This window comes from Cupriavidus sp. L7L (genome assembly GCF_004353535.1).
Classification (GTDB): Bacteria; Pseudomonadota; Gammaproteobacteria; order Burkholderiales; family Burkholderiaceae; genus Cupriavidus; species Cupriavidus oxalaticus_A.
This window is the reverse complement of record NZ_SMNY01000010.1, coordinates 494,847-509,318: the sequence shown is the minus strand read 5'-3', so window position 1 is coordinate 509,318 and position 14,472 is coordinate 494,847. Positions and strand designations below refer to the sequence as shown.

Sequence of the window (14,472 nt, the reverse complement as noted above, 5' to 3'; positions counted from 1 at the left end):
AGGGCGACGGACATTCCGCCGCCCGGGGCGTCATGGCTTGACCTCGGTCCACCCCGGGCCGGGGTCGAAGGACCGGATCGCAGCGGCCCTTGCCGCACTGTCCGGACCCAGGTCGCGCTCGTAGACGCGGCCGTCGTGGCTCACCATGAAGCTCTTGACGCCGGTATCCCCGTACCGCAGCGGCCAGGCGATCACCGCAAACCCGCCAAAGAGCTTGCCATCGACGACATAGTCATACTTGCCGCCCGGCGCGTGCGAGCCCTGCGACGTCAGCAGCCGGTAGCGGTAGCCATGGTAGCCCGCGCCCGGCGCGCTGCGATGCTCCGCGCTGAGAAAGGCGGGGCCCAGCGGGCTTTCCGGTTCGCCGGGGCGCGTTGGCCAGTACAGGCCATCGTGCTTGCCGGGCGAGCTGACCAGCTTCGAGGCGTACGCTGTCACGCCGCGGTCCTGGCGCATCAGCTGCGCATATTCGTTCTGCGCGTCGCACACGGCGAGCAAGGTCTGCATCACCGACAGTTCGTTGCGGCCGATGCGGCGCAGGCGCATCTCATCGACGCCGGCGCGCGTGTCGAAATGCCAGCCCTTGGCAGTCTTCACCAGCGGCACCGGCATGGTCCAGCCGTCATTGCCCGCGGCAATGCGGGCGCGGTCTGGTCCGTCTGGGCGAATCGCGTGCGACTGGTGCCATGCCTCAAGGAACCTGTAGCGGATCTCGGCGCCGACCGGCGGGATCAGGTCGGTATAGCGGGCGCCGAGCAGTGACTTCATGGCGGCGTCGTCGCTGGTGGCAACCGCTTCGCCGAATGCGTTCATTGCCGCCTCGGGCGTGGCGAAACTCTTCTGCGCGTAGGCCGGCGCCGCCGCCAGGGCGAGCAGCAGCCCTCCAAGGGACAACGCCTTGCGGCAGGGCCAGGCCAGGCCCGATCGTTGCGTGCGCTGCATATCGCTGTCCCCCGCTCAACGCCGTCCGCCACCACGGCCACCGCCACCACCACCGCGGCCACCGCCGAAGCCCCCGCCGCCACGGCCGCCGCCGCCGCTGAAGCCGCCACCGCCGCCACGCTGACCGCCACCGTCGCGGAACGAGGCTGACTGCGTGCTGGCGCGGCCGCGGTCGAAGTCACGCTGCGCGGCCGCGCCTCCGCCGCCTACGCCCTGGAATGCGTTGTCGCGACCACCGCCAGCGGACCGGTCCGAAGCGCGAGCCCGGTCGGACGCCCCGGCGCGATCGGACACCCCTGCCCGGTCGGACACGCCGGCGCGATCGCCCGCACCGCCACGATTGCCACCTCTGTCCGCGACGCTGCCGCGATCGCCAACACCGCCGCGGTCGCCAACACCGCCGCGGTCGCCAACACCGCCGCGGTCGCCAACGCCGCCGCGGTCGCCAACGCCGCCGCGGTCACCGACGCCGCCGCGCCCACCGCGATCCCCGCCCGCCATGCGGTCGGACACGCCACCCGCGCCTTCGCGGCCGCGGAACTCGTTGCGGCGGTTGGCGGCAGCCGCATCACGCCCGCCAAACCTTTCGCTCGTCGCGTTATCCCGGTACGCCACCCCTTTGCGGTGCGAGGCGTCGTGCTGCCATTTCCCTCCGCCCTGCACCTTGGTGCGGTCGAAATTGCGGTCGATATTGGCAGCCTTGTTGACGTTGATGTTGACGTCGCCCCCGCCCCAGTTGCAGTTGCCGAAAATCGCGCCCGCAGCGGCCAGGCCAACGCCCCAGGCAAAGCCGGTCATCAGCGCGGCGCCGGGATAGTAGGCAGGATAAGGGGGCCAGTAATACGGCGGGTAGGAGGGATAGCTCCAGGCGCCGTACACCACCGTCGGGTTGTAAGCCGGCACGTAGATGACTTCCGGGTTCGCCGGCTCGATCCGCACGATGGTTTGCGCCGGCGCTGCCGACTGCGCTGCCTGTGCCGACGGCGCCGGCGCAGGTTCTACAATGACGTTCTGCTGCTCGTTCGACTTGAGATTGCCCGATTGCTGCGCGCGCGCCCGCAACCGCTGCACGGCGTCGAGCACTTCCTTCTCCTGGCCGATGAACGCGTCGCCCAGCTTCTGCGTCCAGTCGAGCTTGTCGCTCATGGGCTCCAGCACCTGCGGGAACGCCACCAGCGACTTGACGCTGACATCCCAGGTCTGGCTCTCGACCGCTTTCAGCGCGGCGTCACCCTTCACCTTGGGATTGGCCTTGACCCAGCGTGCCGCCTGCACGATCTCGAGCGGATAGGTGGAGGCCATCAGCACCTGCGACAGCACCGAATCGGGATAGAGGGCGATGGGCGCAACCAGGGCCTCGAGTTCTTCCGGCTTGAACGGTGCCGGCTGGGCTGGCGCATTCTGCGCATGGGCACTCAGCGCCAGCCATGCCAGGCCCGCGCACAGGCAGGCGCCGACACGGCGCCAAAGACGCATTCCCCGCCCCTCCATGGCCGTCTCCCTTGCCCCGTCGCCGGGCGCCGTTACGGGGCTCAACTTCCGGCCTGCCGTCCGCGCCGTGTCCGCGCCAGGCCTGGAAAAGGTAATCAGCGATCACGATGTATTGCCCTGACAAACTATAGGTGCCGGCGCCGCCTCCAGAGATGAAAACTTTGCGAAAGTGAAATAGGAAAAACTTTTGCCGCCCGCCGGTCCGGACAACGCGGCCAATGCCCGCGGTTTTGCTATTGTGATGAGGTGCCGCATGACACAGGCCGGGCCGCCGTATGCCTTGCCACCTCTCCCGATGCTCGAACCCTATGGACCTATGGAGGAGAACCATGGCCAAGCATAAAGACAAGCGCCACGACAAGGACAGGGAGCAGGCCGCGGCCGAGACCGAGCCGCCACGCCCGCGCGATGACGCCGAGGACCGGCAGGACGAAGGGCGGGAGCCGCTGCAGGAACGCATGTCCGAGAAGGACTACCAGAAGGAGCTTCGCCACCTGCACGGCGAACTGGTCAAGCTGCAGCGCTGGGTGCAGGCGAGCGGCACCAAGGTCTGCGTGCTCTTCGAAGGCCGCGACGGCGCCGGCAAGGGCGGCACCATCAAGGCGCTCACCGAACGCGTCAGCCCGCGCGTGTTCCGCGTGGTCGCGTTGCCGGCCCCGACCGATCGCGAAAAGAGCCAGATGTACATGCAACGCTATCTGCCGTATCTGCCCGCGGCAGGCGAGATCGTGATCTTCGACCGCAGCTGGTACAACCGTGCCGGCGTCGAGCGTGTGATGGGATTCTGCACCGAGACCCAGGCCGAGGAGTTCCTGCGCGCCGTCCCGCTGGTGGAGCGGGCCATCGTCAATTCCGGCATTATCCTGATCAAGTACTGGCTGGAAGTCAGCCCGGATGAGCAGACGCGCCGCCTGAAAGGACGCATCCACGACGACCGCAAGACCTGGAAGCTCACCGACATGGACCTGCGCTCGTACAGCCGCTGGTACGACTATTCGCGCGCGCGCGACGCCATGTTCGAGGCGTCCGACAGCGACTTCGCGCCGTGGTACGTCGCCGATTCCAATGACAAGCGGCGGGCGCGGCTGAACATCATCCGGCACATGCTGGACCGGATCCCGTACCAGGAGATCGAGCGCAAGCCGGTCAAGCTGCCGGCCCGGCAGAAGGCGCACGGATACCAGGAGCCCCACTACCCCTACCGGCATGTGGAGTCGCGGTATTAGTACGAGGAGTACGAGGCAGCCGGCGGCCTAGTCGCGCAGCTTGCGCGACTTCCAGTCGCCGTTCTTCTCCTTGCAATACCAGCCGGTCCAGCTCTCGGACACGCCGGCACGGCGGAACTCGCTGTGCAGCTGCCGGCACCGGTCGCCATGGTCCTGCCGGGAACGCAGCGGCGTGAACGCGCCTTCGACCTTGCGCTCGCGGGTGTCCGGCGGCAGCGTGAACGGCACGCGCGCACCGTCGGCCCCCTGGTCCAGCGTCCTGCGGAAGACGTCGTTCAGCACGTCGAACTGCTTCTGCGTCAGCGTGCCGACAACGGTGCCGGAGAGATAGTGATCAAAGTAGGCAAAGGCCATCCCTGCCGGCGCCAGCGCGGCAAGGCACGCGCCGGCGCATGCCAGCGCGGGCAAGACCCGGAATCGGCGGTTCATGTAAGGCTCCTTCGACGTGGTGCCCTGGCAAGCGTGGCGTGAGCTGCAGACGCTGGCGCCGGCCGCGTACGGCATCAGTCTTCCTTGCCAAGGTAATCATCGACCGCGCTGCCCACGGTAGGGTGGAACTTGTCGCCGAACGCTTCCATCAGCTCGAAGCGCTTGAGCTTGTCGCGCACCGGGTCCTTCATCTCGGCGAAATGCAGGTCGATGCCGCGCTCGCGCAAACAGGCGCTCAGATCGCGCAGCATGTCGGCCGACGTGACGTCGACGCTGGTCACCGGTTCGGCGGCGACCACCACGCGGCGCACCGGCGTCGGCGAGGCGTCGATCGCTTCCATCAGGCGTTCCTGGAACAGCTCGGCGTTGGCAAAGAACAGCGGCGCGTCCCAGCGGAACAGCACCAGTCCGTCGATCCGCCTGGCCTCAGGGTAGCGCTCGGTATCGTGGTACCCGCGCAGCCCCTCCACCTTCCCCAGCACGGCATAGTGCGGCCGCCAGCCATCCCAGAGGAATTCGATCACGGCGATCACCACGGCCAGGAAAATGCCCTGGATGGTGCCGAACACGGCCACCGCGGCGAAGCACACCATGGACAGCCAGAACTCCCATTGCTGGATGCGGTAGATGCGCCTCAGGTCGGCGAACTCGAACAGGCCGATGGCCGCGGCGATCACCACCGCGGCCAGCGCGCTGCTCGGCAGGTACTGCAGCAGGTTGGGCGCGAACATCAGCAGCACGGCCACGGCCAGCGCGCCCACCACGCCGGTGACCTGGGTCTTGGAGCCGGCGGCTTCGGCCACTGGCGTGCGCGAGGCGCTGCTGCTGATCGGAAAGCCCTGGAACAGTCCCGCCGCCAGGTTGGCGGCACCCAGCCCCACCATTTCCTGGTTGGGGTCCACGCGGGTATTGGTGCGCGCGGCATAGGTGCGCGACAGCACGCTGGTGTCCGCGAAGGCGATCAGCGCCACCGCGCATCCGCCCAGCACGATCTTCATCAGGTCGGCGCCGTCCAGCCACGGCACGACAAAGGCGGGCAGCCCCTGCGGCGTCTTGCCCAGCACTTTCACCCCATGCTGGTCCAGGCCGAACATGCTCACCGCGAGCGTGGCGAGGACCACCGCGATCAGGATGCCCGGCACGCGCTCGAAGCGCTTCAGGGCCAGGATCAGGGCCAGGCTGCCGGCGCCGACGGCAAAGCTGTACCAGTTGGTCTGCCCGGCCACGATGGCGCTGCCCAGCGCAACCATCTCCCGCAGCGGCCCGGCATCCTCGACCGGGATGGCGAACAGCTTGGGCAGCTGGCTCACCAGCACGGTCAGGGCGATGCCGTTCATATACCCGTAGCGGATCGGCTTGGACAATAGTTCGGCGACGAAGCCGAGGCGCAGCAGCCCCATCACGATGCAGACCACGCCCGAGACCACGGCCATCATGCTGGCCACCAGCACGGCACGCGCCGGATCGCCGCCGGCAACCTGCAGCACCACGGCCAGGATCGGCGCGGCCAATGCCGAGTCCGGGCCCAGCACCAGGATCCGGCTCGGCCCGAACAAGGCGTAGACCAGCAGCGGGACCATGGTGGCGTAGAGCCCGTAGACGCCGGGCACGCCGGAGGCCTCGGCGTAGGCGATGCCGACCGGCATCAGCATGGTGGTCAGCACCAGCCCCGCCGCCAGGTCCCGCGGCAACCAGTCCGGCCGGTAGGACTTCAGCATCCGGACGCCTGGCAGCCAGCGCAGCCACCCGGCGGCCTTGCCATCGTCTCGTCCTGCGAAGGGCGTCAGTTTCCCGGATTCCATGGCAGCCTTAATTGTCCGATACGCATCGAATATAGGCGTTGGCGGCACAGTCTTGCCATGCCGCGGGCGGGTTACTTGCCGGCGGCGCCAGACGCGGGCGGTGCCACGGCTCGCGCCCCGCTCGCCCGGCTCCTCGTTTTCCCGCACTGTCCCTGAATGCAAAAACGTTGTCCCGGAAAGCCAAACCGGAGACAGCCAATCTTAGATACTTCGCGGGTCGCAACCGACCTGCGCCCGCCGCCTGCAAGAGCATTGCCTCCCCTGCTGGCGTAGCCGTGGCCACTACTGGAAGAGCTTTCATGATCGGGCAACCCACTAACACCCATCGCGCAATTGCAACGCCCTCGGGCAAGGCATCGCAATCCGGCCTCTACGGCTGGATCGTCTTTGCCCTGAGCTTTGGCCTGCTGCTGTCGGACTACATGTCCCGCCAGGTACTGAACGCGGTATTCCCCCTGCTGAAGGCCGAGTGGTCGCTGAGTGACACCGAGCTCGGTGCGCTGGGCGGCATCGTGGCGCTGATGGTCGGCTTGCTGACGTTCCCGCTGTCGATCCTGGCGGACCGCTGGGGCCGGGTCAGGAGCCTGGTGCTGATGGCGGCGCTGTGGAGCCTGGCCACGCTGGGCTGCGCGCTGGCGAACAACTTCGGCGAGATGTTCATCGCGCGCCTGTGCGTGGGCATCGGCGAGGCGGCCTACGGCAGCGTCGGCATTGCCGTGGTGCTGTCGGTGTTTCCGCGCCACCTGCGGGCGAGCCTGAGTTCGGCCTTTATCGCCGGCGGCGCGTTCGGCTCCGTGCTGGGCATGGCGCTGGGCGGTGCGTTGTCGGCCCATTTCGGCTGGCGCTGGGCCTTTGCCGGCATGGCGCTGTTCGGGCTGGTGCTGGTGGCGGTGTTCCGCCTGGTCGTGACCGAACCGCGGCTGCAGGCCCGGCGCAAGGCGCTGGGCGAGGACGCCGAGACCGCATCGCGCGAGCCTGCCCTGGCCATGCGCCCGCTGCTCGCCGCGCTGTTCTCGGCGCGCTCGATCCTCTGCGCCTATGTCGGCAGCGCCATGCAACTGCTGGTGATGGGCGCCCTGATCACCTGGATGCCGAGCTACCTGGCGCGCTACTACGGCATGGCCACCGATCGCGCCGGCGTGGTCGCGGCGGGCTTCGTGCTGGCTGGCGGCGTCGGCATGGTACTGTGCGGGGCGATGACCGACTGGATCGCCCGCCAGGCGCCTTGCCGCAAGTGGGCGGTCGCGGTGACCTACAGCCTGATCTGCTGCGGCCTGCTGCTGACGGCGTTCCGGCTCCCCGCGGGCAGCCTGCAACTGGCGCTGATCGGTGCGGGCATGCTGTTTGTCGGCGGCACCGCCGGCCCCGCCAGCGCCGCGGTCGCCAACCTGACGCGCCCGGCCATCCATGCCACCGCCTTTGCCACGCTCACGCTGGCCAACAACCTGCTGGGCCTGGCGCCCGGACCGTTCGTCACCGGCCTGCTCGCCGACCACATCGGCCTGCAAGGCGCATTGCAGTGGGTGCCGCTGGCGTCGCTGGTAGCCGCCGCCGCCTTCCTTGCCGGCCGCCGCTACTACGCAGCCGACCTGCGCCGCCTGGACAGCCGGAACGAAGACGCCGCTCCCGCAACTTCTCACTGATCTGGAACCATGAGCCTTACCCCTGACACCACCGTGCTGCTGGTCCCCGGCCTGCGCGACCACGTTGCCGAGCACTGGCAGACCCTGCTCCAGGCACAGCTGCCCAACGCGCGCTCGGTGCCGCCGCTCGAGCACGACAAGCTCAGCCGCGATGCCCGCGTTGCCGCGCTGGACGCCGCGCTGGCCGAGATCGACGGTCCGGTCGTGCTGGTCGCGCACAGCGCCGGCGTCATGATCACCGCGCACTGGGCTGCGCATGCGGCCGCACATTCGGCTGCAGAAAACCGCCGCAAGATCCGCGGCGCACTGCTGGCCACGCCCGCCGACCTGGAAACCCCCATGCCGGCCGGCTACCCGGACACCGCCACGCTGGCGCAGCACGGCTGGCTGCCCATTCCCAGGAGCCCGCTGCCCTTCCCGACCATCCTCGCTGCCAGCCGCAACGATCCGCTGGCGACCTACCCGCGCACCGCCGAAATGGCCAGCGACTGGGGCAGCAAGCTGGTCGACCTGGGCGAAGTCGGCCACCTCAATCCCGCCGCGGGCTACGGCCCATGGCCGCGCGCGACCGCGTTGATCGATGAGTTGCTGCGCGCCGGCTGATCCAGCGCATTGATTTGTAGTACCCGGCAATACCAAACGAGACGGAAATATCCGCATCCCAAAAACCAAAGGAAACAAGTGGAGAAACAATCCATGAAGATCAGGACCCTGGCTGCAGCCGCAGCGCTTGCCTGCTCGGGCAGCGCCCTCGCGCAGTCATCGACCGTCACGCTGTATGGCGTGGTGGACATCAACGTCGAATACGCCAACCATGTTGGCGCGGTGCCGGTGGCGAGCAACCAGTTCAACCGCGGCCCGGCAAACGACGTGTACCGCATGAACTCGGGTGGCATCTCCGGCTCGCGCTGGGGCATGCGCGGCACCGAGGATCTCGGCGGCGGCCTGAAAGGGCTGTTCGTGCTGGAAAGCGGCTTTAACCTCGATACCGGCACGATGCAGCAAAGCAACCGCCTGTTCGGCCGCCAGGCCTTCGTCGGCCTGCAGAAGGCAGGCATCGGCCAGATCAGCCTGGGCCGCCAGTACACCTCGATGTTCGAGGCGCTGGCGAACTTCTCGCCGGCGGCCTACGCCACCCAGTACGAGCCGGTGGTGCTGCAGTCCGGCCCGAACTTCCGCGCCGACAACACCGTCAAGTACACCGGCCAGTTCGGCCCGGTCACCGCGCTGGCGCACTGGTCCTTCGGCACCGGCCTGGCCCTGCCGGCGACCGTGGGCATTGCCACGCCGATCGGCGGCAACGGCGAAGTGCCCGGGCAGTTCCGGCGCGACACCGCGTGGGGCGCCGCGGTGGCCTACCAGGGCGGCCCGTTCGGCGTGACCGTTGGCTACGACCAGTGGAATCCGACCATCGGCACCAGCAACGGCGAGGTCAAGAAGGCCGTGGTCGGCGCGAGCTATTCGTATGGCCCGGCAAAGATCATGGGCGGCTATCGCTGGGGCCAGAACAAGAACGCCGCGGACGTGGTGATCCAGCGCGACGACTTCTACTGGATCGGCGGCACCTACCAGGTCACCCCGGCCATCGGCCTGACGCTCGAATACGCCTACGACAACGTCAAGACCCTGTATGGCGATACCCATGTCCCCAACCCGTGGCAGGTCGCCTTCATCGCCAACTACGCGTTCTCCAAGCGCACCGACGTGTACCTGACCACGGCCTATGCCAAGAATGCCGGCCTGATGATGGAATCGCTGGCTACGGTCTACGCCAACAGCCTGTCGCTGGGCAACAGCTACGCGCTGGCCAACGGGCAGAGCAACATGTTCGGCGCGGCAGTGGGCATCCGCCACAAGTTCTGACAACGCGTCTCGCGGCATCGATCCCGCAAGCGATGCTCTTTGCGGCCGCCCGGTCTTTCCGGGACGGCCGATTTTTTTTGGACGGTGGAAATGCGGCGTGCGCCAGGCGCACGCCGCCGCTATCGGCGCAGGAAGCCGTGGACGATGCCGGCCGCATGCTCCGGCCCGGTCACCAGGAAGAGGTGGCCATCATCGACCATCTGCAGCGTCGAGCCAGGGATGCGGGCGGCCAGGATCCTGGCATTGACCGCGGGAACGATCGGATCGTCGGTGCCGTGCATGACCAGCGTGGGCTGGCGCAGCGAGCCCAGCCACGGCAGGCTGCTCCAGCCCCATGCCGCGAGCAGCTGGTAAAGATAGCCGCGCCCGGCCGGCGGCTGCATGTGCTGGCCGTGTTCGTCGAGCAGGGAAGGATCACGTCGAAAAGCGCCGCCGTAGAGGTCGGCGCCGACGCGGCGCAGGTATTGCGGGTCGGTATAGCGGCGCACGCCGATCATCCTGGCAAGCACCGACAGGCGGCCCGGCACCATGATCACGCCGGGCGACGTGGCCGCCAGCACCAGGCGCCGGCACCGCGACGAATAAAGACGGGCGAACTCCTGCGCCAGCGCCCCGCCCCACGACACCCCCAGCGCATCGACCTGGCCCGTATAGCCGAGATACGACAGCAGGCGGTCGGCGAGCACGCAAAGACTGGAAAAACGGTACGGCACCATCGGCGCGGGCGAGCCGCCGGCGCCGGGAACGTCGAATAGAATGACTTCGATGCCCGGCAGGGCATCGACAAAGGGGGCGAGCAGTTCGAGATTGGCGCCGATGCCGTTGAATATCAGCAGCGGCGGTCCGGCATCGCTGCCGGGCCGGATGCCGGCACGCACGACCTGGCCGTCCAGGTCCACGGTCAGCACCTGCAGCTTTTGGCCGGCATGCGTGCCGGTGTCTGTTGTTGTCATCAGCTTGTCCTGGAGAGTTTGCGCACGGGCATGGCCGGCGCGCGGCCATGCCCGCCGCAATTTATTGCTTCGGGCGCAGAATCCCCTTCACCTCCTCGACGTTCTCGGCAAGGCGGCGTCCGACCACGGAAATGCTGTCCGCCTGCGCCTTGTACAGCGTGTCGGTCAGGCCGCGCACGCCGGCAACGGCCTTCTGCAGCGAGCGCGGCAGGGCTTCCGCCAGCTTCACGGGCGCCTTGCCATCGACGGCCTGGCCGCCGCGCGACAGCGCCTGCAGGTCGGCGGCGGCATCGCACAGGAACTCTGCCTGCTGGCGCACCAGCGATTGCAGGCCTCCGAGCAGCATGACGTTGACGCTGGCGAGCGCCTCGATGTCCTTGCGGCGCGAATCCAGGACCGCGGCCGGGTCCAGGCGGTTGTTGCGCACGAAGTCGAGCAGCTTCTTGTGCGGGGCTTGCGCGGCCGATGCGCCTGCGGTGTTGGTCGATTCCATATTGCTTTCTCCTGAAGGTTGGGTTGGGAAATTCAGATCGCGATGTTGCGGTGTTGCGATGTTGCGGCGTCTCGCCATGCGCGCTACGCCTCGGTCACATAGCGGCCCGGCGCTTCGCCGCAGGGGGCGAAACGCAGGCTGCCGGGGGCCGCGGGCGCGTTGCGCTTCGGGCCGGAGCGCTTCTTCAGCCACTGGGTCCAATGCTCCCACCACGAGCCCTGCTCGGCGGTGGCGCCGTCCAGCCAGGCTTCGGGGTTCGCATCGGGCGTGCCGCTGCGGAAATACTTCGACTTGGCATTGCCGGGCGGATTGACCAGGCTTTGCACGTGGCCGCTGGAACTCAGCACGAACTCGGTGCGCCCGCCGAACGCCTGCGCCGAGCGGTACACCGCCTTCCACGGCGTGATGTGGTCGGTCATGCCCGCCAGCACGTACTTGTCGCAGTCCACGTCGGACAGCGAAATGGCGTGGCCGAGCACCTGCAGCGCACCCGGCGTGGCGAGCTGGTTCAGCGTCAGCATGTCCAGGAACTGGCCATGCAGGCCGGCCGGCAGGCGCGTGGTGTCGTTGTTCCAGTAGAGGACGTCGAACGCGGGCGGCGCATTGCCGAGCAGGTAGTTGTTGACCCAGTAGTTCCACACCAGGTCGTTGGGCCGCAGCCACGCAAACACCCGGCCCAGCGCCTCGCCATCGAGCACGCCGCGCGACGCGCTGCCGTGCCGCGCCGCCGTGACCGCCTCGGGCGTGCTGAACAGCCCGAGCTGCGACTCGGCATCGAGGCCGAACACCGCCACCATCAGCGTGACGGCGTGCACGAGCTTCTCGCCACTGGCGGCGCAATAGCCCAGCAGCGCCGCCATCGTCATCGCGCCGGAGCAGGCGCCATGCACGTTGACATCGGCACTGCCGGTGATGTCGCGCATCGCATGGATCGCCTCGACCAGCGCGCCGACATAGGTATCGAGATTCCAGTCGCGCTGTGCCGCCGTGGGGTTGCGCCAGCTGACCACGAAGACCTGCAGTCCCTGGGCCAGCATGTACTCCACCATGCTCTTGCCAGGCGCAAGGTCGAACACGTAGAACTTGTTGACCTGCGGCGGCACGATCAGCTGGGGCCGCGCATGCACTTTCGCGGTGGTCGGGGCGTACTGGATCAGCTCCAGCACCTCGTTGCGGAACACCACCGCGCCAGGCGTGGCAGCCAGGTTCGTGCCGACGCTGAACGCATCCTTGTCGACCTGTGCGGGCATGCCGCCGTTGGTCAGCACATCGCTGGCCAGGTTGATCATGCCGCTGACCAGGTTCATGCCGCACGACTCGAAGGTCTTGCGCAGCGCCGCCGGGTTGCCTGCCAGGGTGTTGGTCGGTGCCAGCGCGTCGGTCAGCAGCGACATGAAGTATTGCGCGCGATGCTTGCTGCGCGGATCCATCACCGAACGCCGCACCGTGCCCTCGAGCGCGTCGCGCCAGGCCTGGTAGCCCTGCAGCGACATGCGGAACAGCGGATGGTCGCGCCAGGCGTCGTCGCCGAACCGGCGGTCGCGCGCCGACGGCATCGGTGCCGAGCCGTCCAGCACGCTGACCAGGTCATGGGTGAGCTGCGCCTGCTGCTCGAGCACCAGCACCGGCTCTTGCACGCACTGCGCGCCGATCTGCTGGGCGGCCGTGATGAGATCCTCGGGACGGATCCCGACAAAGGGATTGGGTCCTGCCAGAAAATCGGTGGGCGCCTCCATGGTGGCTGCATTTGTCATACTGCTCTCCTGTCTCTTTCTTTCCTGCTTCTGCTTTTGCTTCCGCTGTTACCGTTTCATGCCATGACAAGCGCCAGGGCTTCGGCCACCATCGCCGGCTTGGCTTCGCCCTCGATCTCCATCGTGTTTTCCGTGCGCAGCAGCACGCGGCCGTCGCCCTTGTTGTCGGCCGACACCAGCCTGACGCGATTGCGCACGCGCGCCCCGGCCTTCACCGGCGCGAGGAAGCGCGTCTTCTCCACGCCATAGTTGACCGCGGCGCGCGCATCCGCCGGCACCACGCCCATGTCGACCAGCTTCCCTGCCAGCAGGGACAGCGTCAGGTAGCCGTGGGCGATGGTGCCGCCGAACGGGCTTTCGCGGCGCGCGCGCTCCACGTCGACGTGGATCCACTGGCTGTCGCCGGTGCATTGCGCGAATGCATCGATGCGCGCCTGGTCCACTTCCATCCACGCCGAAACGCCGAGTTCCTTGCCGACGAATGCGCCGAGCGTGCCCATGCTGTAACCTTCGATTGCCATATGCCTCCTTGCTTGCTTTGGCGTCCGTGCATGCCGACCGTGTCGGCGCACGCATGTTTGTACTGCCGCATCGTAGTGGCGCGGCGCGCAAACACGGCTACCAAAACCGGCCCATTTGCTGACAATGCTTGCCGCTTTGCAGGGCCGTGGCACGGCGTGCGCGCAATGCGCTTCCGCGGGCGCACCGAATGGCAGGATTTGTCAGTCGCGCGGCCGGCATTGCCAGCACCGTTGCTGCGCTAAGGCGTGCGGCGGTAGGTGTTTGGCGTGCTGCCGGTCCAGTGCCGGAAGGCGCGGTGGAAGGCAGTCGGATTGTCGAAACCCACGTCGAAGGCAATGGCCGTGATCGCGTCATCGGAGCGGGTCAGGCGCTGGATGGCAATGTCGCGCCGCACGCCGTCCTTGATCGCCTGGAAGGTGGTGCCCTCCGCGGACAGCCGGCGGCAGAGCGTGCGCACCGAGCAGTGCAGCGCCGCCGCCACGGCTTCGATGGTCGGCGCTACCGGCAGGCAATCCGCCACGTACTGCCTGACGCGATGACAGGTCATGGGCTCGGCAAACGTGACAAAGATCCAGTCCTCGGGCGCGCGTGCCAGGAATTTCTCAAGGTCGGACTTGCGTTGCCGCACCGGCATGTCGAGGAATGCCGCGTCGAAGGCAATGCCGCCGCGCTCGCAGCCGAAATGCACCGGGCCGGGAAACAGGTAGAGATGGTCACTCGCCTGCGCGGGGCGCGCTGACGGCAGCTGCACCGCCTGCAGCGGGATCTTGTGGCGGATCAGCCATGACGCCACGCCATGCACCAGCTTCAGCATCAGCTCGCGTGCCATCGGGCCCACGGCCGGACCGGCCACTGCCTCCACCAGTTCCACATGCGCGGCACTGCCTTCGCGCCGCGACTCCACGCGGAACTCATCCAGCAGCAGCCGGAAGAACTGCCCGAAGCGATGCAGCGCGACTTCGAGCCGTGGCGCATCCAGCAAGCTCAGGCACAGGTACTTGAGCGTGCCGTTGCGCAGCGGACGGCTGAAGATGCCGGGCATCTCATCGTCGAGCTCGTGCGCCAGCAGCCGGTACAAGGTCGAGAACTGCTCCTGCGTCACGCGTGCCGCGGGCTCGTCCATCAGCTCCGTGGCAATGCCGGAACGCGCCGCCAGCTGCGCGATCAGCGCAGGATCGGCACCGGGCAGGAAGCCATGGACGAAGGAAACCGGGACGGTGGGGGACAGGCAATTCACTTGAAAAACCGGCATCGGATGCCGCGGGTGGGAGACGAAAATACGGCGCGTCTGCGCCATCGCCCCGACACTGTGCAACGTTGCCCCGGCCGCGCACATCGTGTTTTCCCTGACTGT

At 67.8% G+C, this 14,472-nt stretch carries 13 protein-coding genes; 4 read left to right on the top strand and 9 right to left on the bottom strand.

Translation table 11 applies throughout. The features are described 5' to 3' along the window. Positions 1-30 precede the first annotated feature (30 nt). A complete protein-coding gene (locus E1J61_RS14010; protein ID WP_133094636.1) occupies positions 31-942 on the bottom strand; it encodes a DUF2950 domain-containing protein in 912 nt (303 codons plus the stop codon). A gap of 15 nt (positions 943-957) precedes the next feature. Further along, positions 958-2,418, bottom strand: a complete 1,461-nt coding sequence (locus E1J61_RS14005; RefSeq protein WP_243736860.1) for a DUF3300 domain-containing protein — start codon at positions 2,416-2,418, stop codon at positions 958-960. A gap of 344 nt (positions 2,419-2,762) precedes the next feature. Between E1J61_RS14005 and ppk2 the strand changes: the two genes are divergently transcribed. Beyond that, positions 2,763-3,659, top strand: coding sequence for a polyphosphate kinase 2 (gene ppk2 / locus E1J61_RS14000; RefSeq protein ID WP_133094634.1), 897 nt, complete (start codon positions 2,763-2,765; stop codon positions 3,657-3,659). 27 nt (positions 3,660-3,686) lie between these two features. On the opposite strand, the gene E1J61_RS13995 is transcribed toward ppk2, so the two are convergent. After that, positions 3,687-4,088, bottom strand: a complete 402-nt coding sequence (locus tag E1J61_RS13995) for a hypothetical protein (protein ID WP_133094633.1) — start codon at positions 4,086-4,088, stop codon at positions 3,687-3,689. Between the two features lie 74 nt (positions 4,089-4,162). Further along, positions 4,163-5,890: a SulP family inorganic anion transporter gene (locus E1J61_RS13990; RefSeq protein WP_133094632.1), complete on the bottom strand. Its 1,728-nt coding sequence runs from the start codon at positions 5,888-5,890 to the stop codon at positions 4,163-4,165. Positions 5,891-6,189: 299 nt separating this feature from the next. On the opposite strand from E1J61_RS13990, the gene E1J61_RS13985 reads away from it, so the two are divergent. The 3 genes from E1J61_RS13985 (at position 6,190) to E1J61_RS13975 (ending at position 9,396) form a co-directional block, all read left to right on the top strand. Further along, positions 6,190-7,533, top strand: a complete 1,344-nt coding sequence (locus E1J61_RS13985) for an MFS transporter (RefSeq protein WP_133094631.1) — start codon at positions 6,190-6,192, stop codon at positions 7,531-7,533. Positions 7,534-7,542: 9 nt separating this feature from the next. Further along, positions 7,543-8,136 carry an alpha/beta hydrolase gene (locus E1J61_RS13980; protein ID WP_133094630.1) on the top strand — a complete coding sequence of 198 codons (594 nt, stop codon included), beginning with the start codon at positions 7,543-7,545 and terminating at the stop codon, positions 8,134-8,136. Positions 8,137-8,229: 93 nt separating this feature from the next. After that, complete coding sequence (locus tag E1J61_RS13975) at positions 8,230-9,396, top strand: porin (RefSeq protein WP_133094629.1); 1,167 nt, start codon at positions 8,230-8,232, stop codon at positions 9,394-9,396. A 119-nt stretch (positions 9,397-9,515) separates the two neighbouring features. Here the strand turns inward: E1J61_RS13975 and phaZ are convergent, their stop codons facing one another. The 5 genes from phaZ to E1J61_RS13950 all read right to left on the bottom strand — a co-directional run bounded on the left by phaZ (position 9,516) and on the right by E1J61_RS13950 (position 14,370). Further along, complete coding sequence (gene phaZ, locus E1J61_RS13970; protein ID WP_133094628.1) at positions 9,516-10,349, bottom strand: poly(3-hydroxyalkanoate) depolymerase; 834 nt, start codon at positions 10,347-10,349, stop codon at positions 9,516-9,518. A 61-nt stretch (positions 10,350-10,410) separates the two neighbouring features. After that, positions 10,411-10,842, bottom strand: coding sequence for a phasin family protein (locus E1J61_RS13965; RefSeq protein ID WP_133094627.1), 432 nt, complete (start codon positions 10,840-10,842; stop codon positions 10,411-10,413). A gap of 83 nt (positions 10,843-10,925) precedes the next feature. Beyond that, positions 10,926-12,596 carry an alpha/beta fold hydrolase gene (locus E1J61_RS13960; RefSeq protein WP_133094626.1) on the bottom strand — a complete coding sequence of 557 codons (1,671 nt, stop codon included), beginning with the start codon at positions 12,594-12,596 and terminating at the stop codon, positions 10,926-10,928. 56 nt (positions 12,597-12,652) lie between these two features. Next, the gene (locus E1J61_RS13955; RefSeq protein WP_133094625.1) at positions 12,653-13,117 is read right to left on the bottom strand and encodes a MaoC family dehydratase; all 465 of its coding nucleotides are present in this window, start codon (positions 13,115-13,117) and stop codon (positions 12,653-12,655) included. Positions 13,118-13,356: 239 nt separating this feature from the next. Continuing rightward, complete coding sequence (locus E1J61_RS13950) at positions 13,357-14,370, bottom strand: AraC family transcriptional regulator (RefSeq protein ID WP_133094624.1); 1,014 nt, start codon at positions 14,368-14,370, stop codon at positions 13,357-13,359. Between the last annotated feature and the right edge of the window lie 102 nt (positions 14,371-14,472).